The sequence below is a fragment of the Actinoplanes sp. CA-051413 genome (assembly GCF_050955795.1).
Taxonomy (GTDB): Bacteria; Actinomycetota; Actinomycetes; order Mycobacteriales; family Micromonosporaceae; genus Actinoplanes.
Window position 1 is genome coordinate 8,858,413 of sequence record NZ_CP192100.1, and the last position, 24,983, is coordinate 8,883,395.

A 24,983-nucleotide genomic window follows, 5' to 3' on the forward strand; every position below is an offset into this window, starting at 1 on the left:
TCACCTCAGCGCGAAGTAGGGAGAGTTGAGCAGCAGAGCCACCAGGTACGGGAACGCCCACCCGACAGCGGCGTCGCTCGCCTTCAGGGCCGAGGCGGGCGTCTTGCCGTAGTAGGCGGCGATGGCCGTGGTGTGCGCCGGGGCGAGAGTCCGGCCGACCAGCCTCGTGGCCACCGCGTCGATCAACGCGCCGTAGGTGGCCGGCACCGTACCCGCGAAGGCCGTGACCAGCGACGCCGGCCGCTGCAGCGTGCTGGGCCACCAGCCGGCGGCGATGTTCAGGTGCGCGTTCCAGCGCACGACCTGCCCGGACGGGGACGCCCAGGCGGCGGCGACGTCGGGATAGCCGTTCGGTGGCGCCCAGGCCATCGGCGCCTGCCCGGCGGACTCGGTGATCCAGTAGAGCGCCTTGAGCGCCTGGGTGCCGGACTTCTCGGGCGCGTAGCCGAGGGTGCGTACCGTCGCGACGATGTCCTCGAGCGGCGTGCGGGTCTTGGCGCCGACCGACGCGGCGAACTCGGCCGAGCCGAAGAGGGCGCGCAGCACCGGGGCGATCGCCGTCCGGTTGTCCAGGTAGACCTTGGCCAGCCTGGTCACCAGCGCGGGCGGCGGGTCGTCGGCGACGAAGCGGACGCAGAGTTTGGTGGCGATGCGCCGGGCGGTCGCCGGGTGCAGGGCCAGGTAGTCGAGCAGGGCCAGGGCCGCGGTCTCGCCGCGGGCGGCGCTCGTGTTGGCGTGGCGGAAGCCGAGCACCTTGACCGCGCCGGTGGCGTGCCGGCCGGCGTCGTAGCGGTAGCGCCCGTCGTCCCAGCTGACCGTCATGCCGGTGAGCAGCCGGGCGGCGTTCTTGACGTCGGACTCGGAGTAGCCCAGCCCGACGGTGTGCAGTTCCAGCAGCTCACGGCCGTAGTTCTCGTTCGGCGCGGCCTTGGTGGAGAAACGGTTGTCGAGGTACGTGAGCATCGCCGGATGCTTGGCGGACGCCTTCAGCATGTCGGCGAAACGCCCCAGCGCGTACGGCCGGATCACGCTCCGGTCGTAGTCCTGCCGGCTGTCCCAGACGTCGCCGGAGGGGTTGGTGACGTTGAGGTGGTTGGACCAGAAGTCGACCATCACCTCGAACAGCTGCCGCTCGCTCCAGATCGAGCGGGCCAGGGTGGCGCAGCCCAGCTCGTACATGGTGTCCCAGCCGTACATTTTGAGCGCGCCACTGCGCACCTTGGCCCGGACGCCGTCGATCGTGAGCCGGCTCAGCGGCAGCCGGGCGACCAGGTCGTCGGCGACCGGGTCGGCGATGGCGGCCGGCTTGAGCTGCCGCTCCAGCCAGACCGGCGCGCCCAGCCGGCGGATCTCGGCGGCCGACTCGGGGGTCGGACCGTACGTCGTCCGGCGCAGCAGGTGCAGCAACGGGTCACCGGGGAGGAAATCCGCAGTCGCCGTCACGACCGTCGACGTCGGCCGGCGGACGCCGATTCCCAGGGTTCCCGCCGCCTCGCTACCGGATCGCAACCGACATACTGCTGCCATGGCGCAGCGCAAGCGGGGTGAGCGGCGGGTCGAGACCGTCGGCTCCGGCGTCGCCGAGCTGGTCGGGGACCCGGACCGGGCGTCGGGCTGGACGCTGCTGCTCGACGGGGCCCCGCAGTCCCACGTCGACCTGGCCGACCCGACCCACCTGGAGTTCGAGTACATCCGCCGGATGGCCGCGGCCATCGACCTGATCGCGCCGGCCGGGGCCCCGCTGCGGGTCCTGCACCTGGGCGGCGGCGCGCTGACGCTGCCGCGCTACGTGGCCGCGACCCGGCCCGGGTCGCCGCAGCGGGTGGTGGAGATCGACGGGCCGCTGGTCGAGCTGGTGCGCCGGGAGCTGCCCTGGGACCCCAAGGCCAAGATCCGGGTACGCGTCGGCGACGCCCGCGAGGCGGTCACCGGCATGCGCGACGACGGGTACGACCTGGTCGTGGTGGACGTCTTCGCGGGTTCGCGCACCCCGGCGCATCTGGCGTCGGTGGAGTTCATGCGGGAGGTGGCGCGGGTGCTCGCGCCGCTGGGCTGGCTGATCGCCAATGTGGCCGACGGGCCGCCGTTGCGCTATGCCCGTACCCAGGTCGCCACCATCCGGGCCGCGCTCCCGCAGGCCTGCCTGGTCGCCGACGCCGCGGTCCTGCGCGGCCGGCGCTTCGGCAATCTGGTCGTGCTGGCCGGGCGGAGCTCACCGCCGGTGCCCGAGCTGAGCCGGCGCGCGGCCGGGGACTGGTTCCCGGGCCGGGTCGAGACTGACCTCGATCGATTCACTTCCGGTCAGCAGCCGGCGACGGATATCGACGCTCTTCCCTCTCCGGCCCCTCCGGAGGGGCTGTTCAGCGCGCGGCCCTAGACAGCAGTACGGACCCCGCCGCCCAAAGGTTCACGCGCTCCGGGCCGGGGGTGTCGTCGTTCCACGATGAGGCAATTTCACGTCCCCGCGACTTGTCCGGCCTCTGCTATATCGATCTAATCGAGGTATGCCGGATTCGCATTTTCTCCCCACTGCGCTTCCCACCGGCCACTCCCACGCCTTCGGCCCGCTGCAGGGCGGTGAGCGCCCCCTTTGGCAGGGCCGGTGCGCTGTCGCCGAGTACGCCTTCGACCAGGCGGCGTCGCTGCCACGCTGGGCGTTGCCGGAGAGCACCGAGGTCCTCGTGACCGACAACCGGGTGCTGTACGCGTACACCCGCTCGGACTCTCCCGATGATCTCGAGGTCACCTCGGGTGAGCTGCGCTGGCTCTACCCGCAGCACCTGCGGGTGCAGCCCGGCGCCCGGACGACGGGCCGCGCGGCCGCGGCAGCGCAGATCCAGCTCGTGTGCGCCGCGTCCGACGGCTCTTTCCCGGCGCTGGTCTTCGCAGGCGGCGACCTGGCCACGGTCGGCGACGCGGACAAGCTGGCCAATCTGATCCGGCAGTCGATCGCCCGGTTCCGGGTCGACCACGCGGACCAGCTGGGTCTGTCGGCGCCGCAGTCCCGGATGCTGTCGCGGCTGCTGATCGGCCCCGAGTTCAGCAACTTCCAGGGCGGCGAGGGCCAGACGGTGACGCTGATCGGCGCCCTGTCGGTGCACCGGCCGGCCGACCCCGGCCCGCCGGCCGGCTACGAGCTCGAGGTCGCCGTGCCCGAGCCGCACCGGCTGGTGATGGACGACGCGGACCACGACAGCCTGCTCCTCGCCTCCCTGCACCAGGACTTCCCGCCGCGCTACGAGCCCCAGCCCCAGCCCCAGGAAGTCCAGCCCCACAAGGCCCAGCTTCACGAGGCCGAGCGTCACGGGCCTCAGCCCTACGAGGCCGAGCCCTACCAGTTCCAGCCCGATGAGGCTCAGTCGCACGACGTGCCCTATCCCCCCTCGGTCAGTGGCACCCGGATGCGGCTGCCGGGCTACCGGCCGGGGCTGGCCGCCGACGAGGCGCGGGCCCTGCAGGCGGCCGCGGCCGAGCAGGCCACCCACGTCAACCAACCGGATCTCGCGTCCCGCGCGGCCGACCTGGCCGCCCGGATCGCCAGCCTGGTCTCCACCGCCGAGCAACAAGCCGCCGAACAAGCCGTCGCAGACCAGGCCGCCGCCGACCGAGCCGCTGCCGCAGCCGCAGCCGCAGCCGCAGCCGAGCATGCCGGCGCGGAACGAGCGCGGGCCGAGGAGGAGGCCGACCTGTCCGAGGTGCCGACCACCGACCTCACTGCCCGGGCCGCCCACGTCCGGCGGGCCGCCGCCCGCTTCGCGACCAACTCGGCCGCGGGCAAGGCCGGGGTACGCCGTCCCGAGCCCGAGATCGGCTCCACCTCCCGGGGCCAGCGCCCCCGCTGAGCCTGATCCGCCGCCCCGGCGCGCTCCGATCGCTACGCTGACCAGGACAAACCTGCCTGTCAGCGCAGATCGGACAGCGTCACCATGGCCCAGCTGCTGTACCGCCTCGGCCGTTTCTCGTTCCGGCGCCGGCGATTGGTGGCCGGCCTCCGGGCGCTGATCCTGCTCCTGCTGGCCGCCGGTGCCCTGACGCTCGGCGGCAAGACGGTGGACACCTTCACCATCCCGGGTACCGAGTCGCAGGAAGCCCTCGACGCCCTCAAGCGGGACCTGCCCGATGCCGGCGGCGCCGCGCTCACCGTGGTCGTCCAGGCTCCCGCCGGGACGCGGCTGGCGGACCCGATCACCCGGGCCGCCGTGGCCGACGTGGTGGCGCAGGCCGCGAAGCTGCCCGGCGTCGTCGCCGTGGTGGATCCCTACGCCTCGGCGCGGATCGACCGGTCCGGCACGATCGGCCTCATCAGCGTGCAGTACACCAAGGGTGCGGACGACCTCTCCCCCGCCGACCGGGAGGACTTCGACTCCCTGGCGTCCGAGGGCACGGACCAGCGCCCGCGGGTGGTTCCGGGCGGGGTGAGCGGCGGCGGACCGGAGATCGGCGCGACCGAGGTGATCGGGGTGGCGGTGGCCGCCCTGGTCCTGGTGGTCACCTTCGGCTCGCTGGTGGCGGCCGGGATGACGCTGCTGACCGCCCTGATCGGGGTCATCGCGGGCATGTGCGGCCTGCTGCTGGTGACGGCCGTGGTGGAGGTGTCGTCGACCGCCCCGGTGCTCGCGCTGATGCTGGGCCTGGCCGTGGGCATCGACTATGCGCTGTTCATCGGCTCACGGCACCGGACCCAGCTCGCCGCGGGGATGGCCGCCGAGGAGTCGGTCGCCCGGGCCACCGCGACCGCAGGTTCGGCGGTCACCTTCGCCGGCGCCACAGTGGTGATCGCGCTGGCTGGGCTCAGCCTGGTCGGGGTCCCGTTCCTCACCGCGATGGGTCTCGCCGCCGCCGGGACCGTGCTCACCGCCGTACTGGTGGCGCTCTCGCTGCTGCCCGCCATGCTGGGCTTCGCCGGTGGCCGGATCTTGCCGCGGGGTCTGCGCAACCGGGGCGTGCACGCGCGGCAGGCGGGCGAGGACGGCTTCGGCTTCACCTGGGCCCGCTGGGTGACCCGGTTCCGGGTGCCGGTGGTGATCGTGGTCGTCGGCGGGCTGGGCGTGCTCAGTGTGCCGGTCCGGGACATGCGGCTGGCGCTGCCGGACAACGGGACCGCACCGGCCGGCTCCCATCAGCGGGTCGCGTACGACCTGACCACCGCCGCCTTCGGGGCCGGCGCCAACGGTCCGCTGCTGGTGGTGATCCGCGGCCCGCGCAAGGACGCCGTCTCGTCGCTGGCCGGCCGGGTGACCGCCGGGGTCCGCAAGCTCCCCGGCGTCGCTGCGGTCAGCCCTGGGCCGGCCAACGCCGCGGGCACCACCCAGGTCGTGCTGGTCACCCCGGCCGGCGGTCCGAGCAGTGCGGAGACCGCGCGGCTGGTCCGCGCCCTGCGCGACTCGGTTGCCCTGCTGGCCGGTGGCAGCACCAGCGTGGCCGTCACCGGCGCGACCGCCGTCGGCGTCGACGTGTCGCAGAAGCTCACCGCCGCCCTGCCCCGCTACCTGGGCGTGGTGATCGGGCTGTCCTTCCTGTTGCTGCTGCTGGCGTTCCGCTCGGTGCTGGTGCCGTTGAAGGCGGCCGCCGGTTTCCTGCTGACCACGGGGGCCACCTTCGGCATCACGGTCGCGGTGTTCCAGCTGGGCCGGGCGGCGGACCTGTTCGGCGTGGACCGGCCGGGGCCGCTGGTCAGCTTCCTGCCGATCATCATGACCGGGGTGCTCTTCGGGCTGGCCATGGACTACGAGGTGTTCATCGTCTCCCGCGTACGCGAGGACTTCGTGCACGCCGGGCCCCCGAGTGACGCGACCGCGACCGCGGCGACCGTGGCCGGGGTCGGGCACGGCGCCCGGGTGGTGACAGCCGCGGCACTGATCATGGCGGCCGTCTTCGGCGGGTTCGTGCTGATCGACGACCCGACCATCAAGGCGATCGGCTTCGGGCTGGCGCTCGGCGTGCTCATCGACGCGTTCGTCGTACGGATGACGCTGGTGCCCGCCGTGCTGATCCTGCTGGGCCGCCGGGCCTGGGCCTTCCCGCGCTGGCTGGACCGGATCACGCCGCGGGTCGACATCGAGGGCGACAGCCTGCGCCGGCCGGAGCCGGCCGACGCCCCCGAGCTGGTCAGACTCTGACGAAGCAGGTGCCGGCGGTGACCCGCTCGTCGTGCACCCGGTGCGCCCGGCGCAGCAGGTTCATCAGCTCGTCCTCCTGGCGGATCCGGGCCCGGTACTTCTCCGGCAGCCGCTTGAGGTGCGCCTCCTCGTCGAGCAGCTTGTGGTAGATCTCGTCGCAGTAGCGCGGGTCGGTCTCGATGTCGAGGAACTCGGTCGCGTGCCGCCGCGCCGCGGCGACGTACGTCTGCGCCCGGCCCTTGGGGCTGAGCAGCGACGCGATCACCGTGATGATCAGCACGCCGATGATGAAGGCCAGCGAGGCCCCGGTGCTGATCTCGACCACGTCGATGTGCTCGCCGCCGTTGATGAAGGGCACATTGTTCTCGTGGAGGGCGTGCAGGATCAGCTTCACGCCGATGAAGGCCAGGATCGCGGCCAGCCCGTACGAGAGGTAGATGAGCCGGTCCAGCAGCCCGTCCAGCAGGAAGTAGAGCTGGCGCAGCCCCAGCAGCGAGAACGCCGTGGCCGTGAAGACCAGGTAGACGCTCTGGGTGAGGCCGAAGATGGCCGGGATCGAGTCCAGCGCGAACAGGATGTCGGTGCCGCCGATCGCCACCATGACCAGCAGCATCGGGGTCAGCACCCGCTTGCCGTCCTGGACGGTGAACAGCTTGTCGCCGTCGTAGTCGTCGGAGGTGCGCAGGAAGCGCCGGGCGAGCCGGATGATGACGTTGTCCGCCGACCGGTCCTCGCTCTCGTCGCCCTTGAGCAGGTTGCCCGCGGTGATCAGCAGGATCAGGCCGAACAGGTAGAAGACCCAGGCGAACGAGTTGATCAGCGCCGCGCCCAGGAAGATGAAGCCGGTCCGGGCGATCAGCGAGAAGACGATGCCGAAGAGCAGCACCTTCTGCTGGTCGGCCCGCGGCACCTTGAAGCTGTTGAGCAGCACCAGGAAGACGAAGAGGTTGTCGACCGACAGCGCCTTCTCGGTCACCCAGCCCGCGAAGTACTCCGCGCCCATGTCGCGGCCACCGAAGATGAGCACCCCGAAGCCGAAGACGATGGCCAGGCCGACGTAGACCGCGGACCACGCCCCGGCCTCGCGCAGCGTCGGGATGTGCGCGCGCCGGACGTGGAAGTAGAAGTCGAAGACGACGAGCCCGAGGATCCCCACCACGGTCAAGGCCCAGACCAGACCGGACACCTGCATGCCACCACGCTCCACGGAGTCTCGGTCGATCGGCGAGATCCATCATCCTAGGGGGGCAACCGGCGTCACCGGACCTTGGTCGTGGCGTCCGTCACGGCCGCCTTCAGCTGCGCCTCGGTGAGGAAAAGCGTCCCGGTCAGGTCGGCACCGCGCAGGTCCGCCCCGCGCAGGTCGGCCCCGGTGACGTCGGCCCAGCGGAGATCGGCGCCGCGCAGGTCGGCACCGATCAGCAGAGCTCCGCGCAGGCTCGCGCCGCGCAGGTCGGCGCCCTTGAGCCGGCGACCGATGAGGTTGGCGCCGCGGTGGTCGGGGCGGCGCCCGCCGACCCCGGCCCGGGCCAGCTCACTGGCCTGCTGCAGCAGCGGGTTGACCCGCCGCCGGTGGGCGTCGACGTCCAGCGCGAGCAGCTCCTGCGGCGTGCCGGTGGTGAGGGCCGTGGTCTCGTCGAGAGCCGTGCGCAGTTTCGGGTGCAGCCGGCGCGCCGCTGTCAGCTCGAGCGCCTTGGTCACGTACCAGAGCAGCTCGTGCAGCTGGCGCATGACCGGCAGCACCGCGAACATCTGCCCGGCGATGCCGGGCGTGCCGCGCCACTCACGGCCGCCGAAGGTCACCTGGGTGACCTGCTGGCCGGCGCCGAAGCAGTCGAAGACGACGCAGCCGGGGAACCCGCGCTCGGGGAGCCGGTCGTGAATGCCGCAGCGGAAGTCGTCGGCCAGATTCGGGCACGGCTTGCCGGCCGGCTTGTTGATGGCGAAGTCGGACGACTTGGCGAAGGCCGGCGCGACGCAGCACAGGCCGGCGCACTGCCCGCAGTCCGCCCGCAGCTGTTCGGGGGTCAACACGGCTCCGACCGTATACCGAGCCGCCTTTCGGCCGCCGAGTCCGACATGGCGGTTACCTGCCGTCACTGCGCCACTTGACCGAAAGTAACTCAGAGTTGCCACCCCCCTCATCCGTCCAGGTGATAACCGGGTCCGTCCGTACGGGTGACTACGCTTTGTCATCTTCACTACGCTGCGTAAATCCCCACAGCTACGAGGAGAACTTGCTGATGCGTGCACGGAAGACGGCGGTCATGACCGCGATCGGCTGCGTCGCCGCCCTCGGCCTGGCCGCCCCCGCGAGCGCCGCCGATGCGGCGCCGACGATCTCGGCACCGGCCAGCCGCAACGGCTACGGCCCGATCACCATCACCGGTACGGCCCCCGCGGGCTCGACGGTGGAGCTCTACGAATCGGCGTACGTCTTCAACGACTTCTACCAGTCGCCGGACTACGACCACGGCGGTTACGTGTCGACGATTGCTTCCGGCTCGGGCACGTACCAGCTGAGCCGCATCGTGGATTCCGGCTTCCGCTTCTACGTCGTGGCCAACGGCGTCGCGTCCAGCCGCATCTCGGTGGCCATGGGCATCGTGCCGACCATGACGATGAGCGCCTCGAACGGCACCGTCGACGTCACCGTGTCGGCCAACCCGACCCAGCCGGGCCTGGCGGTGCACATCCAGCGCAACAATGACGGCACGTGGACGGACATCGCGGGCGGCCAGACCGTCGGCGACGCCTCGGTCTACACGACGACGCTGACCGGTCAGGGCACCGGGACGAAGTCGTACCGCGCGGTGATCGACGCCGAGCCCGACAACAACCTGCTGGCCGGGCGCACCGAGACGGTGACGCTGAACGTCGGCAGCGGAAGCGGCAGCGGCGGCGGGTCCACCCCGACCACGCCCACCCCGACTCCCACCACGCCGACCCCGAGCACACCCACGACGCCCGCGCCCAAGGCCGGCGACGTGCAGTTCACCAAGATCGTCTACAACTCGCCGGGCACCGACAACGGCAGCAACACCAGCCTCAACGCCGAGTACGTCCGGCTGACCAACCGCACCAGCAAGACGGTCAACCTCAAGGGCTGGACGATCCGCGACGCCGCCGGGCACGTCTACACCGTCTCGACCGACCACAAGCTCGGTGCCGGCAAGACCGTCTACGTGCACAGCGGCAAGGGCACCAACGGCCGGCCGGACAGCGGCCACCGCTACTGGAACCGGACCGGCTACGTCTGGAACAACTCCGGCGACACGGCGTACCTGCGCAGCCCCAGCGGCAAGTCGATCGACTCCTGCCGGTGGACCAGCAACAAGAACCAGACCTACTGCTGAACCCCCGTACGCGCTGACGGCCCTCCGGCTTCCCCCGCCGGAGGGCCGTCGTGCTGGGTAGGGTGCCCGAGTGCCTGATCATCTGCCCGACTGCCCCTGCTGCGGGGGAGCCCTGTCCCCGGTCGACTTCGCGGTCCGCTCCACCTGGCCGGACCCGATGCTCGCGCTGACCCCGCCGGAACGCGAGGCGACCTGGGGCAACGAACACCTGCGGGCCGCCGAGGGCATCGGCGCGTTCGTCCGCTGCCTGATGCCGGTACGCCTGACCGGCGGCGGCACCCTCGAATACTCGGTGTGGCTGCGGGTCCCGGCGCCGATGCTGCGGCACGCGAGCGAGATCTGGGAGGCCCCGGAGTACGCGGACCTGCGGCTCGAGGGGACGGTGGCGAACGCCGTACAGCCGTGGGCGGAGATGCTGGGCGCGCCGGCCCGGGCCGAGGTCCGCGAGCCGGATTCGATCCCGTACCTGGTCGCCGACGAGGGCACCCTGATGCACCGGATCCTGCACGACGAGTGGGACCGCGACGACGTGCTGAGCCGGCTCACGTACGCCCTGCCGACCCCGGTCCGGCAGCGGATCACCACCCGCTGGTCGCTGGACCGCTCAGCGGGCCTGGAGCTGCGCCGGCACGAGGACCGGATCTACTTCACCGGCCCCGGCCGCACGGTGCACCTCGACCCGCTGGGCACGCCCGCCGACTCGCCGCCGGCCGACGTGATCCGCGAGCTCACCGCGGACGCGCCACGGGACCGCGACGGCGAGCTCACGGAGATCAAGGACGAAACCCACCGGTACGCCTTCTGGCGCCCCGCCCTGGGCGACGGCCGCATCCTGCACAACCTGCACGGCTACGTCGCGATCCCGGGCGACGTCCTGCACCTGGTCTGCGTCTACGACGACCCGGCCGACCTGCCCTGGGCCCAGCACGTGTGGCGTTCGGTCAGCCCCGAGAAAGGCTGACGGCCGGCCCCGTGCTAGCTTTATGAAGCCGACGCGGGGTGGAGCAGCTCGGTAGCTCGCTGGGCTCATAACCCAGAGGTCGCAGGTTCAAATCCTGTCCCCGCTACAAAGCAGAACGGCCCGTCAGAGATCATCTGGCGGGCCGTTTCGCATGAGAGCCTTTTGGGAGTCGGTTTGTCGAGTTGGCAGATGAAGGGCGTAGCGGCGTTCGTCCGCGTCGCCTACAAGCGCAGATTCGCCACCGAGGCCGCCGGCCGCGCGGTGCTGGCCAAAAAGAAGGGCCCCTCAGCCCCACCCCCGGGCATCCGCAAGCGCTGCGTCGTGGCCCACCGCACGGTCAACAACCATGACGTGTACGTGGTGCGCTCCCGCCGAGCCGCCACCGGCCCGTCGGAGCACGCCGTGATCTACCTGCACGGCGGCGCGTACACCAGCGAGATCGTCCGCGAGCACTGGGCGCTGGTGGCCCACCTGGCCGAACAGACCGGCCACGACGTCCACGTCCCGATCTACGGCCTGGCCCCGCAGCACCACGCCCTGGAAGCCCTGAACCTGGTCACCACTCTGATCAAGGACCTGACCCGGGAAGGCCGCCACTGCTACCTGGCCGGCGACTCAGCCGGCGGCGGCCTGGCCCTGCTGGCAGCACAGGCATTCGCCGACGACCCGCAACGCCCGGTGGCGGGCCTGACCACGATCGCCCCCTGGCTGGACCTGACCATGTCCAACCCGGACATCCCGGCTGTGGAACGCACCGACCCCTGGCTGACCCGAGCCGGCCTGCACCCGATCGCCGCCTCCTGGGCGGGCGACGTCCCACTGACAGACCCCCGCCTGAGCCCCCTGTACGGCCGCCTGGACGACCTACCACCGATCCAGGTCCTCGTGGGCACCCGCGACATAACCCTGCCCGACTGCCGAGCCCTGAGGGACCGCGTGGCCCCCGGAACCCCGCTCACGTACCACGAAGAACCCGAAGCAATCCACGTATACCCCCTGCTACCCGTCCCAGAAGCAAAAGCCGGCCGAGAAGCAATCGCGGAACACATCCGCAAAGCCCTGCGGTAACCACGGGGCCCAGGTCACGTTCCACAAGGCCTTGAGCACTGATTGATGGCCGAGTCCACCGCGTTGGGCCGTTGGCCCGCGATGAGCGTCCTGGCCGGCTTTCCCAGGGCCGCAGGTTCGAACCCACGCCGGCGCAGGTAGGCCCGTTCGGCGCGGGCGGCGTAAGCGCAGTCGCCTGTCGCTTCGCGAATGGCCGCTGCGATGCGGACCACCGCAATGCGGGGCGGCACGAAGGGCAAGGCCCCAGAAGCGGGGGTCTAGGGGCAAGGCCCCAGAAAAGCCCGCACCGGACGCAGGCAGAGTGGGCACCGCACCGTGGGGGTCTGGGGGGCTCGGCCCCCCAGGCAGACATGCGAAAGAGTCCCCCATCCGCGCAATATGCGGATGAGGGACTCCCAGACTCGTAGCGGGGACAGGATTTGAACCTGCGACCTCTGGGTTATGAGCCCAGCGAGCTACCGAGCTGCTCCACCCCGCGTCGGTAGGTAAACCCTAGCCTGCGGGGCGCTCCACATGCAAAACGACCCCCCGTAACCTGCCCCACACATGCGCGCGGCCCGCCGGTAACCCGGCGGGCCGCGCATCATGTCACCTGGTCAGCCGCTTGGTGTCGGGGCCGGCGCCGATGGTGCGCCGGACGGTGGTGTCGACGGCGGGCCCGAGGGTCCCGTTGTCGGCGTCGTGCCCGCTGCCTTCTGCGCGTTCTGGAAGTTGGTCATCGCCGTGTCCAGGGCTTGCAGGGCCTGGCCGTACCGGACGAAGTCGCCGGATGCCTGGGCCGTCTTGACGTCCGCGATGGCCTTGTCCAGGGCGGCCGCCGCCTGGGCCAGCTGGCCGGGCAGCACCGGCGGCTGCCCGTTGCCCGTGTTCGGGGGCTGGTTGTTGGCCGGCGGCGTGGTCGTCGGGGGCTGGTTGCTCTTGCCCTGGGCGACCAGCTTGTCCAGGCCGTCCTTGAGGTTGTTGGCCAGCACCACGTACGTGCCGCCGTCGCCGTAGGACATCAGGACCTTCTGGAGCAGCGGTACGGCGTCCTGTTGCCCGCTCTTGACGTACACCGGTTCGACGTACAGCATGCCGTCGCCGACCGGTAGCGAGATCAGGTTGCCGAACAGCACCTGGGACTGGTTGCTGTTGGACAGCAGGGTCAGTTCCGAACGCACCGTCGCGTTGTTGGTCATGCGCTGGTGCACCTGGACCGGGCCCTGGATCGCTGTCTGGTCCGGTAGTTCCAGGACTTCCAGCCGGGGTTTGTTGTCGACGTACGACCCGGAGATCAGCGCCGCCAGGTTGTCCCGGTTGTTCGGGGTGACCGCCGAGGTGAGCTGGAAGCGGGTGCTGTCCTGCCCGGGCAGTTGCACGTTCAGGTAGAACGGCGGCTGCTTGACGCCGCTGTCCGGGTCGTCGGGCACGTTCGGTACCTGCCAGAAGTCCTGGCCGCTGAAGTACTCGGCCGGCTGCGTGACGTGGAACCGGGCCAGCAGGTTGCGCTGGACCTTGAACATGTCGGCCGGGTAGCGGAAGTGCGCGGCGAGCGAGGCCGGCGTCTGGGCCTTGGGGGTGATCAGCTTGCCGCCGAACGCCTTGTTCCAGGCCTTGAGGACGGGGTCCTGCTCGTCGAACTCGTACAGGGTGACCGTGCCGTCGTACGCGTCGACGGTCGCCTTCACCGAGTTGCGCATGTAGTTGATGTTGTCCCGGGCGAGCGCGACCGTGCCCCGGTTGGTGAGCTCGTCGGTCGTCTCTTCCTGCAGGTTGATCCGCTGCGCGTACGGGTACGTCGCCGCGGTCGTGTACCCGTCGAGGATCCACTTGATCCGCCCGTCGACCACGGCCGGGTACGGGTCGCCGTCGATGGTCAGGAACGGCGCGACCTTCTCCACGCGGGAGCGGGGGTCACGCACGTACATCAGCCGCGAGTCCTTGTTGACCGCGTCGGAGAGCAGGAAGTTGCTCTCGGTGTTCTTGATCGCGAAGACCATCCGGCGGAAGAACGACCCGATCGGCACACCGCCGGTGCCCTCGTAGGTGTAGCGCTCCTCGGCGTTGTTGTTGTCAGGCTGCGGACGGTCGAACTCGGTCTTCTTGTTCGCGTCCGGCTGCCCGACGATCGCGTACTCGGTCGACTGCTCACCGAAGTACACCCGGGGCTGGTCGACCTTGATCTCCTCGGAGCCCGAGGCGCAGCCCGGCTGCTGGTCGTCGCCGAGGAAGCCGGAGACGAAGTACGGCAGACCGCCGCAGACGACCTGGTTGGCGGGAGCCGCCACCATGCCGTACCCGTGGGTGAAGACCGTGTGCCGGTTCAGCCAGTTCTGCTGCTGGGTGGTCAACGCGTTGTCGTTGATCTCGCGGACGCCGACCACGTAGTCCTGCGGCTTGTTGTTGGTCAGCGTGTAGCGGTCCACGTCCAGCTTGGGGCCGAAGTCGTAGAAACCCCGGACCTGCTGCTGCTGGGTGTAGGCCTCGGAGACCAGCTGCGGGTCGATCAGCCGTACGTTCTGCGCGCTGGTGTCGGACGCCAGCGTCGCCGGCGGCACCGTGGTGGACGCCGCGTACGGCCGGATCTCCGTGCCGGCGATCCCGAACGCCGCCCTGGTGGCCTCGATCGACCGGGCGATGTACGGCGCCTCCTTGTCCGCCAGGCTCGGCTTGACCTGGAAGTTCTGCACCGCCAGCGGGTAGATGCCGCCGATCGCCACCGCGGAGATGGCCAGCAGCGCCAGCGAGACGCCGGGCCACACCAGATTTCGCATCACCGCGTTGGAGAACACGACGATCGCGATGGCCACCACGATCGAGATGTAGGCCAGGATCTCCTTGGCCGGCAGCAACGCGTTGACGTCGGTGTAACCGGCGCCGTAAAGGCCGGGCGAGACGTGCTGCTCCAGCAGCAGCGCCCGCTGGTCCAGGATGTACGCGACCGCCTTGAGCAGCACGAAGAACGCCACCAGAGTCGTCAGGTGGGCCCGCGCCGCCGCGGTCATCCGGTCGCCGACGCCCTGCAGGCGCACACCGCCGAAGATGTAGTGCACGGCCAGCGCACCGAGCACCGACAGCACGATCGTGGTGAAGCCGACGCCGAGCACGTACCGCCAGAGCGGGTACTCGAAGATGTAGAAGCCGACGTCCACGTTGTGCTCGGGGTCCCGCACGCCGAACGGCTGGGAGTTCTGGAAGAGCATCCAGTCCTTCCAGCGGCTCTGCGCGGACAGGCCGGCGAAGAAGCCGATCACCACCGCGATGATCGTGATCCAGGTGCCGAGCCGCGGCTGGATCACCATCCGGTAGCGCTCGAGGGTGGCCTGCTCGGCCGAGTGCGGCCGCAGCAGCGGCCGGAGCCGGTAGGCCAGGTAGAGGTTCGCTGCGATCACCAAAGCCATCAGCAGTCCGATGGCCAGGAACAGCAGCAGCCGGGTCACCAGTACGCCGGTGAACACACCCGTGAAGTCGACCTCGTCGTACCACAGGTAATCGGTGTACGCGTCGATGCCCCAGCCGAGCAGCGTGAAAAGAAGGAAGACCCCGACGAGGACGCCGACGGTCACGCGACCGCGCCGGCTCATCCTCGGTAGAGGACTGTTACGCATGACCAACGTGAACCCCACAAAGTCGGACCGGTATTTCACATTACGGTGTTGCGTTGTTCCGTCCGGGGCAGGTGCGCCGATTGTTACTTCACGGGGCAGGGTTTCGGCGCGCCGCCAGAGGTGAAGGTCTGCAGGGCGGTCAGGGCGTCGTCCACCGTGGCCACCTCCGCCATGGTCAGACCGGGCACAGCGTTGCGCATCGCCTCGGCGCAGTTGTCGGCGGGCACCAGGAAGAGCTTGGCGCCCGCGTCCTTCGCGCCGACCAGCTTCTGCGGGATGCCGCCGATCGGGCCCACGTTGCCCTCGTCGTCGATGGTGCCCGTACCCGCGATGATTTTGCCGCCGGTCAGATCGGCCGGCCGCAGCTTGTCGATGATGCCCAGCGTGAACATCAGCCCGGCGCTCGGCCCGCCGATCTCGTCCAGGTCGATCTCGACGTTGAACGGGTGCGGCTGCTTCTTGTCGATGGCCACGCCGATGCGCGGGGTGTTGCTGCCCGCGGCGGCCTTGGTCTTGATGGTCGCGGTGGCGGCCTTGCCGGCGCGGGTGTAGCCGACCGTCAGCGCCGTGCCGGCCGGCTTGGCCTGGACCAGCTGGGTCAGCTTGTCGGGGCTGGTCACGGGAGTGCCGTCGACGGTCGTGATGACGTCGTCCTTCTGCAACACGCCGACCGACGGGCCGTCCTTGGTCACCTCGGTGACGAAGGTCTGCACCGGGTAGCCGAGCTCGCGCAGCGCCACGGTCACCGCGCTGTACTGCGACGACTTGAACTCCTCGGCGTTCTGCTCCTCGACCTGCTGCTCACTCTGGTCCGGCGGGTAGATCAGGTCACGCGGCACGACGGCCTGCTCGTCGCTGAACCAGCCGCGGATCGCCCAGACCAGCTCCACGCTCGGCTGGACCCCTACGGTGGTCAGCCGGAGCTGACCCGCAGAGGTCGAGGTGTCCGCCTTCGTCACCTGGATGACCTCTTTGCCGTTGTCCGAACCGAGCGTGTTGACGGTCGGCCCCGGCTTCAGCACGACGTAGGGCAGGGGGAAGGCCATGACACCAACTGCCAGCAGTGCGGTGATCAGGGCGCCGAGGATGACCGTGACACCGCGACGTCTCATGCGCGTGACCGTACCAACCGACCCTGAGTTCTCTCTGAGCTGACACCGGCATTGCTCACCAGGGGCCCTGACGCGCGTACGGTTGGGGTGTGCCTGATATCCCGTTCGGCTTCAGCCTGCCGGGCGCCCAGCCGCCCGACCCCTCCGACCCGCAGCAGATGCAGCAGTTCATGAATCAGCTGCAGCAGATGTTCGCCGCGCCCGGCAGTGGCCCGGTCAACTGGGATCTGGCCCGCCAAGTGGCGGCCAGCCAGCTGAGCGCCACCGGCGATCCCGCGGTGAACGTGTACGAGCACAATGCCGTCTCCGAGGCCCTGCGCCTCGCCGACCTGTGGCTCGACCCCGCGTCCGCGCTGCCCTCCGGCATCCGCGACGCCACCGCGTGGAACAGAAACGAGTGGGTCTACAACACCCTCGAAGTGTGGAAGAAGCTGTGCGACCCGATCGCGGGCCGCATGGTGGGCGCCATGGGTGATCTGGTGCCCGAGGAGGCCCGCGCCCAGCTCGGCCCGATGCAGTCGATGGTGGCGACCCTCGGCGGCGCCCTGTTCGGCGGCCAGCTCGGCCAGGCGCTCGGCCAGCTCGCGGCCGAGGTCCTCTCGGCCGGCGACATCGGCCTGCCACTCGGCCCGGCCGGCACCGCGGCGCTGGTCCCGGCCAACATCAAGACCTACGGCGACGGCCTGGAGCTGCCCGAGGACCAGGTCCGGCTGTACGTGGCGCTCCGCGAGGCAGCCCACCAGCGGCTGTTCCAGCACGTCCCGTGGCTGCGCGCGCACGTCCTGAACGCGGTCGAGACCTACGCGAACGGCATCACGGTCAACCGCGAGGCGATCGAAGAGGCGATGAGCCGCGTCGACCCGTCCGACCCGGAGTCGATGCAGCAGATGGCGCTCGAGGGCATCTTCACGCCCGAGGACACGCCGCAGCAGAAGGCCTCCCTGGCCCGGCTGGAGACGGCGCTCGCGCTGATCGAGGGCTGGGTGGGTCACGTCGTGGACAGCGCGGCGGGCGACCGGCTGCCGTCGGTGGCCGCGCTGGGCGAGGCGTTCCGGCGCCGGCGCGCGGCCGGCGGGCCGGCGGAGCAGACGTTCGCGGCGCTGGTCGGCCTGGAGCTGCGGCCGCGGCGGCTGCGCGAGGCCGGGGCGCTGTGGGCTGCGGTCACCGAGCACCGCGGCGTCGCGGGGCGGGACGCGCTGTGGGACCACCCCGACCTGTTGCCTACGGACGAGGACTTCGCCGACCCGCAGAAGTTCGCTCGGGCTCAGCTTGACTGGGACATCTCCGAGCTGGACAACCTGGGCGGGACGGACGAGTCCGGGTCCGGGTCCGAGGAAAAGAACGAATAACGAGCAAATTCCTGTCGTGCCTGGTTGCATGGCACTGACCGTCGCTCCCGCCGATTGCCGGGTGGTTGCATGGCTTCCATCCGGCTTTCTGCTGGCCTTTTGCTGGTTGCATGGTGGGGCTTGGGGGCGGGGATGACCCACGCGGCTCGTCAGGCTTGATATCCGCGTGGGTCATCCCCGCCCCCAAGCCCTGTTGTGGTCCCGCTTGATCGGTGCCGTCTTTCTCCGCCGCGTTCTCAGCGCCTTCTCGGCCGCCTTGTCAGCCGCCTTTTCAGCCGCCCAGGATGGCTCTGGTGTTTTCCCAGCCTTCGAGGGCCGGGTCCAGGGTTGCCAGGTCGTAGGGGCCTCGTAGCCGGCGCCACTCTGCGGTTGACTCGACGAGGCTGGGTTGGGGTGCGGTTCTGCGCACTGTCATCGGTGTTGCCGTGTCCAGGTCGGTGTCCGTGAGCCACTCCGGGACCGGGAGGTTTGTGGCGAGGGCCAGCAGGCCGCTCTCCTGGCCGGTGGGGGCCACTGCCACGGGTTTGCTGCTCAGGGGGCGTAGGAGCTTGCCCAGGATCATGCCGGGGACGTCTGCGGCGTCTGCGGCCAGGACTGCGGCTTGGTTGTAGCCGTCCTTCTCGGCCGCTCTGAGCACCGGAAGCACGGTGGCCGTGGGCACCTCGTAGATCGGCATGCCCGGCCAGGCGATCTCCCGGGCCAGGTCCAGATCGTCGGCGGTGGCCGCGATGGCCGGCTCTGCCTGGGCGAGCCGGGCCAGGAGGTCGACGACGTCTTCGGCCAGGGCGGCGCGCCACTGCTCCAGCCCGGTTCCGGGCGGGCTCCAGGTCACCGGATTCAGCAGCGCCACCACGACACGTTTGGTCACGACTCGAAGGCTAGCCCCGGCCCACCTCGGCCCCGGCACGCCCGTGGCCCGGCCGATGCCCGGCGGCCCGCCGCCCGGCCCATGCCCGCCGCCCGGCCCATGCCCGCCGCCCGGCCCATGCCCGGCGGCCGACCCAAGCCCAGCGGCCGACCCAAGCCCCGCGGCCCGACCCAAGCCTTGCGGCCTGGCGGCCCGACGGCCCGGTGCAAGCCCGGCGGCCCGCCCCAAGCCCCGTCGGCCTGGCGGGCCGGTGGCCAACCCGGCGGCCCGACGCAAGCCCCGCTGCCCGGCGGCCCGGCGGCCCGGCGGCCCGGCGCAAGTCCGGCAGCCCGGCGCAGGTCCGGAGGCCCGGCGGTCGTCTGCTGGTCAGTCGTCGGCGAGGACCAGGCCGGTTGCTGCCGAGATGCCCTCCAGGTAGCCGCGGGCGCGTTCGGCTTTCGGGTAGCGGTTCACCAGCTCCCAGAACTCTGTGTTGTGGCTGGGGACGACCAGGTGGGCCAGTTCGTGCAGGAGCACGTAGTCGATCACCCAGTCCGGCATCTCCTGGATGCGGTGCGAGATGCGGATCGTGGCGTCGTCCGGGGTGCAGGAGCCCCAGCGGCCGTTCTGGTTGGTCACCCAGCGGACGCTGGCGGGCACGATGTCCCCGGCGTGGTCCGGCAGGTAGCGGGTGATCAGGCGGCGGGCGCGCATCAGCAGTTCGCTGTCCGTGCGCCGGATGCGTTCCTCGCGGGCGGCCAGGCGCTCGAGCATCCGCGCCACCCACTCGGTCTCCTCGGCCCGGGAGAACCGGTCGGGGATCAGGACGACAACGCGCTCGCCCTCCCGGTACGCGGACACCGTGCGACGCCGGCGCTGGCTGCGCCGCACTTCGACGACAGGCTTGCGCGTCCTGGCCATTACCGGCTCGCGCGGCCCAGCTCGGGGTTCACATTGCGACGTTAATGTGTCAGGGCCAGGTCAGCGCAAGGGTACGAGAAACGACACGCTCCCAAAATGTGACCTACGCCCCAGTAAATCCGAAAAATATTTCTCCGCGCACGCCGGGGCCGCCGGAAACGCCCACGGTATCCGAAGAAACGACCATACTCCGGCCGACCCAAACGTCCTGTTTCAGGCGATCTGGAGTAAATCGTCGGCGTGTCTACCCGTATGTACCTAAAAAGAATCATCTCGCCCGGCACACTCAGGCCGTCGACGACACAGTCGACGCTGCGCTGACATGGAAAGGCCCCGACCTGGGTAGTGACCGCCCCGAGCGGGTGGCCACATTCACGTGGTCGCGGAGCGGTCCAGCGCCGAACACAGATCGCGGCCTGACGCCGCGAGCCAGGCACCGGGCCGACCCGGCTGACAACATGACGAGGAGGAATCGTGGCCGACAACACGTACAACGGCTACTGCGTGAAGTGCAAGGAGAAGCGCGACTTCCAGGGCACCGTCGAGGTCTCGAAGACCGGCATGAACATGGCCAAGGGCAAGTGCCCGGTCTGTGGCACGACGGTCAACCGGATCCTGGGCAAGGCCAAGGCCTGACCGCGCCTGACAAGCAAGGACGGGGGCGACCATTTCGGTCGCCCCCGTCGGCTTTCAGACCCGCTGTCACCCGTACGGGTCCGTAACCAGTTACCACCTCAACACGTTAAGTGATTGAGCCGCTCCCCCACCTGCCTGTGGATAACTAGCAGAATCCTGTGGATAACCCTGCCCTCAGGCGGTAGGACCCTGTGGACAACCAATCCGCTGTGCGCCGAGGTCGTGACACCGTGTCATGTCATGAGCCGTACGCCGCTACCCCGGCCCACCCTGCTGCCGGGGCTCCCCCGCATCTGGCGCACTCCGCACACGCTCCAGCTGGGCCTCGATCCGGCTCACGCCGTACTCCTCGATCTGCCGGAGCCGAGAGCGGCCCGCCTGCTCGACCTGCTCGACGGCTCCCGCTCGGAGCGGCTCGCCGTGGCCCGGGCCGGCGCGCTCGGGCTGCCTCCCGACGAGGCCGCCGCCCTGCTCGACACCCTGCACGCGGCCGGCCTGGTGGTGCCCGCCCAGAGCTTGTTCCCGCCGGCGATGCCGGCCCGGCTGACCGCTGAGGCCGCCGCGCTGGCCTTCTCCGGAGCGACCACCTCACCGGCCCGCACGCTGCGCCGCCGCGCCGCGGCCCGGGTCGTGGTCACCGGTCCCGGCCGTCTCGCCGCCGGCGTCGCGGTCGCCCTGGCCGCCGCCGGCGTCAACCACGTCCACCCCGACCTGTCCGGCACGGTGACCAGCCACGAGCTCCCGGGCGGCCCGCTCACCGAGGCCGACCTCAGCAAACCCCGGGCCGAGGCGGTGGCGGCCGCCATCGAGCGCGCGGCCCCCAAAACCAGAACCCGTCCGGTACGCCGGGGAGCAGCGTCACTGGTGATCCAGCTGGCCCACGATCACCCGGCCACCCGGCCGCCCGTCACCAGCGCCCATCGCAACCGTCCCCACCTCACGGCCACGATCCGCGAAGGCACGGTGATCGTCGGCCCGCTGCTTCTGCCCGCGGCCACGCCGTGCCCGACCTGCATCGCCCTGCACCGCGCCGACCGCGACTCCACCTGGCCACGGACCGCCCCCGACCCGACGCCGGTCACCGTCGAGCCGTGCAGCGTCGCCACCCTGCTCGCGGCGGTCGGCTACCTCACCGCGGAGGCCCTGACTTACCTCGACGAGGGCACCCCACAGACCCTCGGCGCGGAAGTGGCCATCACGGCCCCGGGCCACCTCCGCCGCCGCACCTGGCCACCCCACCCGTCCTGCCGATGCAGCCGCCCCCGCTGACCTACCCACCCCATCCCTCTGGCCGACGCACCCACCCCGCTGACCCGGACAACCCCGCCCGCCGAGACACCCGACCCCGGCCGCGCCCGGACAGCCGGCCCGGCCGGCCCAATCGATGCGAGTGGCCATCACCGCCCCGGGCCACCTCCGCCATGTCACCCGGCCACTCCGGCCCTCCTGCCGATGCACCGTCCCCGCTGACCAGACCACCCACTCCGCCCGCCCAGACGGCCGGCCGGATCGACGCGGAGTGGCCATCACCGCCCCGGGCCACCTCCGCCGCCGCACCTGGCCATCCCACCCGTCTGCCGATGCAGCCGCCCCCGCTGGCCCGGACCACCCACGCCGCCCGGCCGGCCCGATCGACGCGGAGTGGCCATCACCACCTCGGATCACCGCCGCCATCCACCCGGCCACCCACTCCACCCGCCGACACACCCACCACCGCCGCCCCGGGCGGCCGACACGGCCGGGCGCGACCATCGCCGGAAAGGAGGCGTGGGTCACAGCGGGACGTCATTGATGGGCAGTGATCGGACTTTTGGCACGTCCCGGCTCGAACAGGAGCCGTGGGAGCGGTTGATCCGCGCCGCGTCGGTCACAATGATCTGGTGACCGACATTCCGCGTCGTGCAGCGTCCCGCACCGCCAAGCTCGCCGCACTGCCCCTCGGCTTCGCCGGGCGGACCGTGCTCGGCCTCGGCAAGCGGGTGACGGGCATCGCGACGGACGTCATCTCCGCCGACATCCAGCAGCGCACCGCCGAGCAACTGTTCAGCGTTCTCGGTCAGCTCAAGGGCGGGGCGATGAAGTTCGGACAGGCGCTGTCGGTCTTCGAGGCCGCGATGCCTGAGGAGATGGCCGGTCCCTACCGGCAGGCGCTCACCAAGCTGCAGGAAGCCGCCCCGCCGATGCCGGTGGCCAACGTGCACAAGGCGCTCGCCGAGCAGCTCGGTGCCGACTGGCGGGACAAGTTCGCCGAGTTCGACGACAGCCCGGCCGCCGCGGCCAGCATCGGTCAGGTGCACCGGGCGGTGTGGAAGCTGCCGCCCAGCCGCAAGGGCGCCAAGCCCAAGACGCTCGACGTCGCGGTCAAGGTGCAGTATCCGGGCGCCGGCGAGGCGCTGCTGGCCGACCTCAAGCAGCTCAGCCGGCTGGCCGGCATGTTCAAGATCATTCAGCCCGGTATGGACATGAAGCCGCTGCTCGCCGAGCTGCGCGCGCGGATCACCGAGGAGCTCGACTACGCCCTGGAGGCGGAGGCCCAGACCGCTTTCGCCGCCGGCTACGCCGATGACCCGGAGATCTTCGTGCCGCGGGTGGTCGCCTCGGCGCCCCGGGTGCTGGTCACCCAGTGGGTCGAGGGCATCCCGCTGTCGAAGGTGATCAGCGAGGGCACCCCGGAGGAACGCGACGAGGCCGGCCGGCTGATGGCGACGCTGCACTTCTCGGCGCCGGCCCGGACCGGTCTGCTGCACGCCGACCCGCACCCCGGCAACTTCCGGATCCTGCCCGACGGCCGGCTCGGCGTCATCGACTTCGGCGCGGTGGCCCGGCTGCCCGACGGCCATCCGGAGCCGATCGGCCGCCTGGTCCGGCTCGCCCTCGACGGCGACGCCCACGGGGTGGCCGAGGGGCTGCGGGACGAGGGCTTCATCAAGCCGGACGATGAGCTGGACGCCGAGGCGGTGCTCGCCTTCCTGCGCCCGATGATCGAGCCGGTGGCGGTCGACGAGTTCCGCTTCACCCGCGCCTGGATTCGCGGCGAGGCGACCCGGCTGTCCAGCCCGAAGTCACCGGCCTTCCAGCTCAGCCGCAAACTGAACCTCCCGCCGTCGTACCTGCTGATCCACCGGGTGACGCTGGGCTCGATCGGCGTGCTGTGCCAGCTCGAGGCGCAGGCGCCGTACAGGTCGATCCTGCAGAAATGGCTGCCCGGCTTCGCCCCGGTCGCGTAACGCCTTGCGGTGACCACGCGCCTGATCCAGCTCGATGACGCGCCCGCGCTGAGCGCCGCCCTGCGGGACAACCGGGACTTCCTCGGCCCGTGGGAGCCGGTGCGCGACGAGAGCTACTTCACCGAGGCGGGCCAGCAAGAGGTGATCACCTCCCTGCTACGCGGCTTCGCCGAGGCCACGACCCTGCCGCACGTCATCCTCGACGGGCGTCAGGTGGTCGGCCGGATCACGCTCACCGGCACCGTCCGCGGCCCGTTCCAGTCCGCCAACCTCGGCTACTGGGTGGTCGCGACCGCGAACGGCCGCGGCTTGGCGACCGCCGCCGTACGCGAGATCGCCCGCATCGCCTTCGCAGATCTGAAGCTGCACCGCATCGAAGCGGGCGCCCTGCTGCACAACGCGGCCTCGCAGAAGGTCCTCGCCCGCAACGGCTTCATCCGCTTCGGCACAGCCCCGAAATACCTGAAGATCGCCGGCGAGTGGCAGGACCATGCCATGTTCCAGCTCCTGACTCCCGACCCCGACGACTCGGCCTGACCTGTGAGCAGACTGGTCGCTGCCGGCGTCATCGGGGACGGTCTACGCCGCAGGCTTCGGTAAGGGGTGCCGGGCGCAGCCTGGCGAGCGCGACCATGCAAGCACCTGGCAGGGAGCGAAGCGACCGGTCCCCGCGGGAGCGACGACCCGAACCCCGACGGACCGTGGCAATGAAGATCTTGATCTCAGAGCGAGCAAAAGACAGGGCGAGCAAATGAAAGGGGGCCCGCCCGCGGGTTGCGCGGACGGGCCCATCGGGTTCATTGCTCAGAGGCGTCCACCCAGTTCACGGGCAGCCCGGTGCCGGGCCTCCATCGCGATCTGACGGGCGGGTCGGTGTGCCTCAGGGTGAAGGTCGGCCTGAGGCCGACGCATTCGTGCGCGTGAGAGCGCTTCGTGGATGAGTTTCACCTTCGAGTGTCCATTCGGGTTCACGACTGTGTTTTCCGTCTCTGGTCAGGGGTTGGTGGGTGGAAGTCTCAGGCCGCGAGGCGGACCGAGTTGCGGGACTCGAGGCCGTTCGCGGCGAGCCGCTCGTCGACCTCGACCTGGAGCTCGGCGTCGCGAGCGACGTCGACCTTGCGGGGACGGCCACGGGGCCGCTTGCGCGGCACGACGGCGCCACGCTCAAAGATCTCGCCGCCCCAGACACCCCAGGGCTCGTTCCGCTCGACCGCGCCGGCGAGGCACTCGACGCGCAGCGGGCAGTCCCCGCAGAGCGACTTGGCCAGTTCCAGCTGGGCCGGGGAGTCCGAGAACCAAAGGTCCGGGTCGAACTTCCGACAGGGCAGGTTTGCCTCGAGCTCGACGCTCACGTCGAGTGGGGCCAGCGCCAGACTCATAAAGCCCGGTCACCTCTCTCTTCTTCTCGATCTTCTGGATCGCGATACAGGTCGTGCACCGGCCGGTGAGCCGGCAAAAAAGTAGGCCGCGGATCCCGGTTACGGGTTCCGCGGCCTCGAGGTGAGCCGGATGGTCTTTTCAGACCGGCCTTCCTCGAGGCGGGACACCGCTGGCACCAGCCGTCATGCGCTTGGCGACGCCATTGCTGCCCACGAACCCAGTGGTCCCGTTGCTTCCGTCGACATCAACCAGGATCCGGACCAGCTCGGCCTGGATCTGGACCTGGTGCGCCTGCGAAACGGGAGCCCGCTCAGCGGTCAGCAGCGCCACGGGGGCGGATGCCGGCAGCCACGAGACGGACGGAGCGCAGACAGCAGCAAGCAGCGTCGACGGTCGCTCGATCGTGTAGTTGAGCTTCAC

At 70.6% G+C, this 24,983-nt stretch carries 19 protein-coding genes, 2 tRNA genes and 1 pseudogene; 12 read left to right on the forward strand and 10 right to left on the reverse strand.

Translation table 11 applies throughout. The features are described 5' to 3' along the window. On the reverse strand, positions 1–1,443 hold the full coding sequence (locus ACQP2Y_RS41800; RefSeq protein WP_433721855.1) for a DUF1800 domain-containing protein: 1,443 nt from the start codon (positions 1,441–1,443) through the stop codon (positions 1–3). A gap of 82 nt (positions 1,444–1,525) precedes the next feature. On the opposite strand from ACQP2Y_RS41800, the gene ACQP2Y_RS41805 reads away from it, so the two are divergent. The 3 genes from ACQP2Y_RS41805 to ACQP2Y_RS41815 all read left to right on the forward strand — a co-directional run bounded on the left by ACQP2Y_RS41805 (position 1,526) and on the right by ACQP2Y_RS41815 (position 6,119). Continuing rightward, complete coding sequence (locus ACQP2Y_RS41805; protein ID WP_433721856.1) at positions 1,526–2,377, forward strand: spermidine synthase; 852 nt, start codon at positions 1,526–1,528, stop codon at positions 2,375–2,377. Positions 2,378–2,504: 127 nt separating this feature from the next. Then, a complete protein-coding gene (locus tag ACQP2Y_RS41810) occupies positions 2,505–3,842 on the forward strand; it encodes a translation initiation factor 2 (RefSeq protein ID WP_433721857.1) in 1,338 nt (445 codons plus the stop codon). An 84-nt stretch (positions 3,843–3,926) separates the two neighbouring features. Beyond that, a complete protein-coding gene (locus tag ACQP2Y_RS41815) occupies positions 3,927–6,119 on the forward strand; it encodes an MMPL family transporter (protein WP_433721858.1) in 2,193 nt (730 codons plus the stop codon). 211 nt (positions 6,120–6,330) lie between these two features. Here the strand turns inward: ACQP2Y_RS41815 and ACQP2Y_RS41820 are convergent. Next, a pseudogene (locus tag ACQP2Y_RS41820) lies at positions 6,331–7,311 on the reverse strand (TerC family protein); the annotation flags it as partial. 65 nt (positions 7,312–7,376) lie between these two features. After that, positions 7,377–8,153 (reverse strand): pentapeptide repeat-containing protein, encoded by a 777-nt coding sequence (locus ACQP2Y_RS41825; protein WP_433721859.1) that lies wholly within the window; start codon positions 8,151–8,153, stop codon positions 7,377–7,379. Positions 8,154–8,362: 209 nt separating this feature from the next. On the opposite strand from ACQP2Y_RS41825, the gene ACQP2Y_RS41830 reads away from it, so the two are divergent. The 4 genes from ACQP2Y_RS41830 to ACQP2Y_RS41845 all read left to right on the forward strand — a co-directional run bounded on the left by ACQP2Y_RS41830 (position 8,363) and on the right by ACQP2Y_RS41845 (position 11,504). Next, the gene (locus tag ACQP2Y_RS41830; RefSeq protein ID WP_433721860.1) at positions 8,363–9,475 is read left to right on the forward strand and encodes a lamin tail domain-containing protein; all 1,113 of its coding nucleotides are present in this window, start codon (positions 8,363–8,365) and stop codon (positions 9,473–9,475) included. A 70-nt stretch (positions 9,476–9,545) separates the two neighbouring features. Then, a complete protein-coding gene (locus ACQP2Y_RS41835) occupies positions 9,546–10,436 on the forward strand; it encodes a DUF2199 domain-containing protein (protein WP_433721861.1) in 891 nt (296 codons plus the stop codon). Positions 10,437–10,468: 32 nt separating this feature from the next. Further along, positions 10,469–10,542: transfer RNA gene (locus ACQP2Y_RS41840), tRNA-Met, on the forward strand. An 83-nt stretch (positions 10,543–10,625) separates the two neighbouring features. Continuing rightward, positions 10,626–11,504 (forward strand): alpha/beta hydrolase fold domain-containing protein, encoded by an 879-nt coding sequence (locus tag ACQP2Y_RS41845; RefSeq protein ID WP_433721862.1) that lies wholly within the window; start codon positions 10,626–10,628, stop codon positions 11,502–11,504. Positions 11,505–11,908: 404 nt separating this feature from the next. On the opposite strand, the gene ACQP2Y_RS41850 is transcribed toward ACQP2Y_RS41845, so the two are convergent. From ACQP2Y_RS41850 to ACQP2Y_RS41860, 3 genes are all read right to left on the reverse strand, one after another. Continuing rightward, positions 11,909–11,982, reverse strand: a tRNA-Met gene (locus ACQP2Y_RS41850). Positions 11,983–12,100: 118 nt separating this feature from the next. Beyond that, positions 12,101–15,067 carry a UPF0182 family membrane protein gene (locus ACQP2Y_RS41855; protein WP_433721863.1) on the reverse strand — a complete coding sequence of 989 codons (2,967 nt, stop codon included), beginning with the start codon at positions 15,065–15,067 and terminating at the stop codon, positions 12,101–12,103. A gap of 107 nt (positions 15,068–15,174) precedes the next feature. Beyond that, positions 15,175–16,203, reverse strand: coding sequence for a YlbL family protein (locus ACQP2Y_RS41860; RefSeq protein WP_433721864.1), 1,029 nt, complete (start codon positions 16,201–16,203; stop codon positions 15,175–15,177). 89 nt (positions 16,204–16,292) lie between these two features. Here ACQP2Y_RS41860 and ACQP2Y_RS41865 point away from each other — a divergent pair, with 89 nt between their 5' ends. Next, positions 16,293–17,552 carry a zinc-dependent metalloprotease gene (locus ACQP2Y_RS41865; protein ID WP_433721865.1) on the forward strand — a complete coding sequence of 420 codons (1,260 nt, stop codon included), beginning with the start codon at positions 16,293–16,295 and terminating at the stop codon, positions 17,550–17,552. 271 nt (positions 17,553–17,823) lie between these two features. Here the strand turns inward: ACQP2Y_RS41865 and ACQP2Y_RS41870 are convergent, their stop codons facing one another. Both ACQP2Y_RS41870 and ACQP2Y_RS41875 read right to left on the reverse strand, forming a co-directional pair. Continuing rightward, positions 17,824–18,420, reverse strand: coding sequence for a hypothetical protein (locus ACQP2Y_RS41870; protein WP_433721866.1), 597 nt, complete (start codon positions 18,418–18,420; stop codon positions 17,824–17,826). Positions 18,421–18,786: 366 nt separating this feature from the next. Then, positions 18,787–19,320, reverse strand: a complete 534-nt coding sequence (locus ACQP2Y_RS41875) for a M48 metallopeptidase family protein (protein WP_433721867.1) — start codon at positions 19,318–19,320, stop codon at positions 18,787–18,789. 474 nt (positions 19,321–19,794) lie between these two features. On the opposite strand from ACQP2Y_RS41875, the gene ACQP2Y_RS41880 reads away from it, so the two are divergent. The 4 genes from ACQP2Y_RS41880 to ACQP2Y_RS41895 all read left to right on the forward strand — a co-directional run bounded on the left by ACQP2Y_RS41880 (position 19,795) and on the right by ACQP2Y_RS41895 (position 23,720). Continuing rightward, positions 19,795–19,956 carry a DUF5679 domain-containing protein gene (locus tag ACQP2Y_RS41880; RefSeq protein ID WP_015625326.1) on the forward strand — a complete coding sequence of 54 codons (162 nt, stop codon included), beginning with the start codon at positions 19,795–19,797 and terminating at the stop codon, positions 19,954–19,956. A 240-nt stretch (positions 19,957–20,196) separates the two neighbouring features. Beyond that, positions 20,197–21,225 carry a hypothetical protein gene (locus tag ACQP2Y_RS41885; protein ID WP_433721868.1) on the forward strand — a complete coding sequence of 343 codons (1,029 nt, stop codon included), beginning with the start codon at positions 20,197–20,199 and terminating at the stop codon, positions 21,223–21,225. A gap of 611 nt (positions 21,226–21,836) precedes the next feature. After that, positions 21,837–23,183, forward strand: coding sequence for an ABC1 kinase family protein (locus ACQP2Y_RS41890; protein WP_433721869.1), 1,347 nt, complete (start codon positions 21,837–21,839; stop codon positions 23,181–23,183). Between the two features lie 9 nt (positions 23,184–23,192). Next, entirely contained in the window at positions 23,193–23,720 is a 528-nt protein-coding gene (locus tag ACQP2Y_RS41895) for a GNAT family N-acetyltransferase (protein WP_433721870.1), read from the forward strand. 479 nt (positions 23,721–24,199) lie between these two features. Here the strand turns inward: ACQP2Y_RS41895 and ACQP2Y_RS41900 are convergent, their stop codons facing one another. Further along, positions 24,200–24,562 (reverse strand): WhiB family transcriptional regulator, encoded by a 363-nt coding sequence (locus ACQP2Y_RS41900; RefSeq protein WP_360545029.1) that lies wholly within the window; start codon positions 24,560–24,562, stop codon positions 24,200–24,202. Positions 24,563–24,701: 139 nt separating this feature from the next. Then, a complete protein-coding gene (locus ACQP2Y_RS41905; RefSeq protein ID WP_246595442.1) occupies positions 24,702–24,983 on the reverse strand; it encodes a hypothetical protein in 282 nt (93 codons plus the stop codon).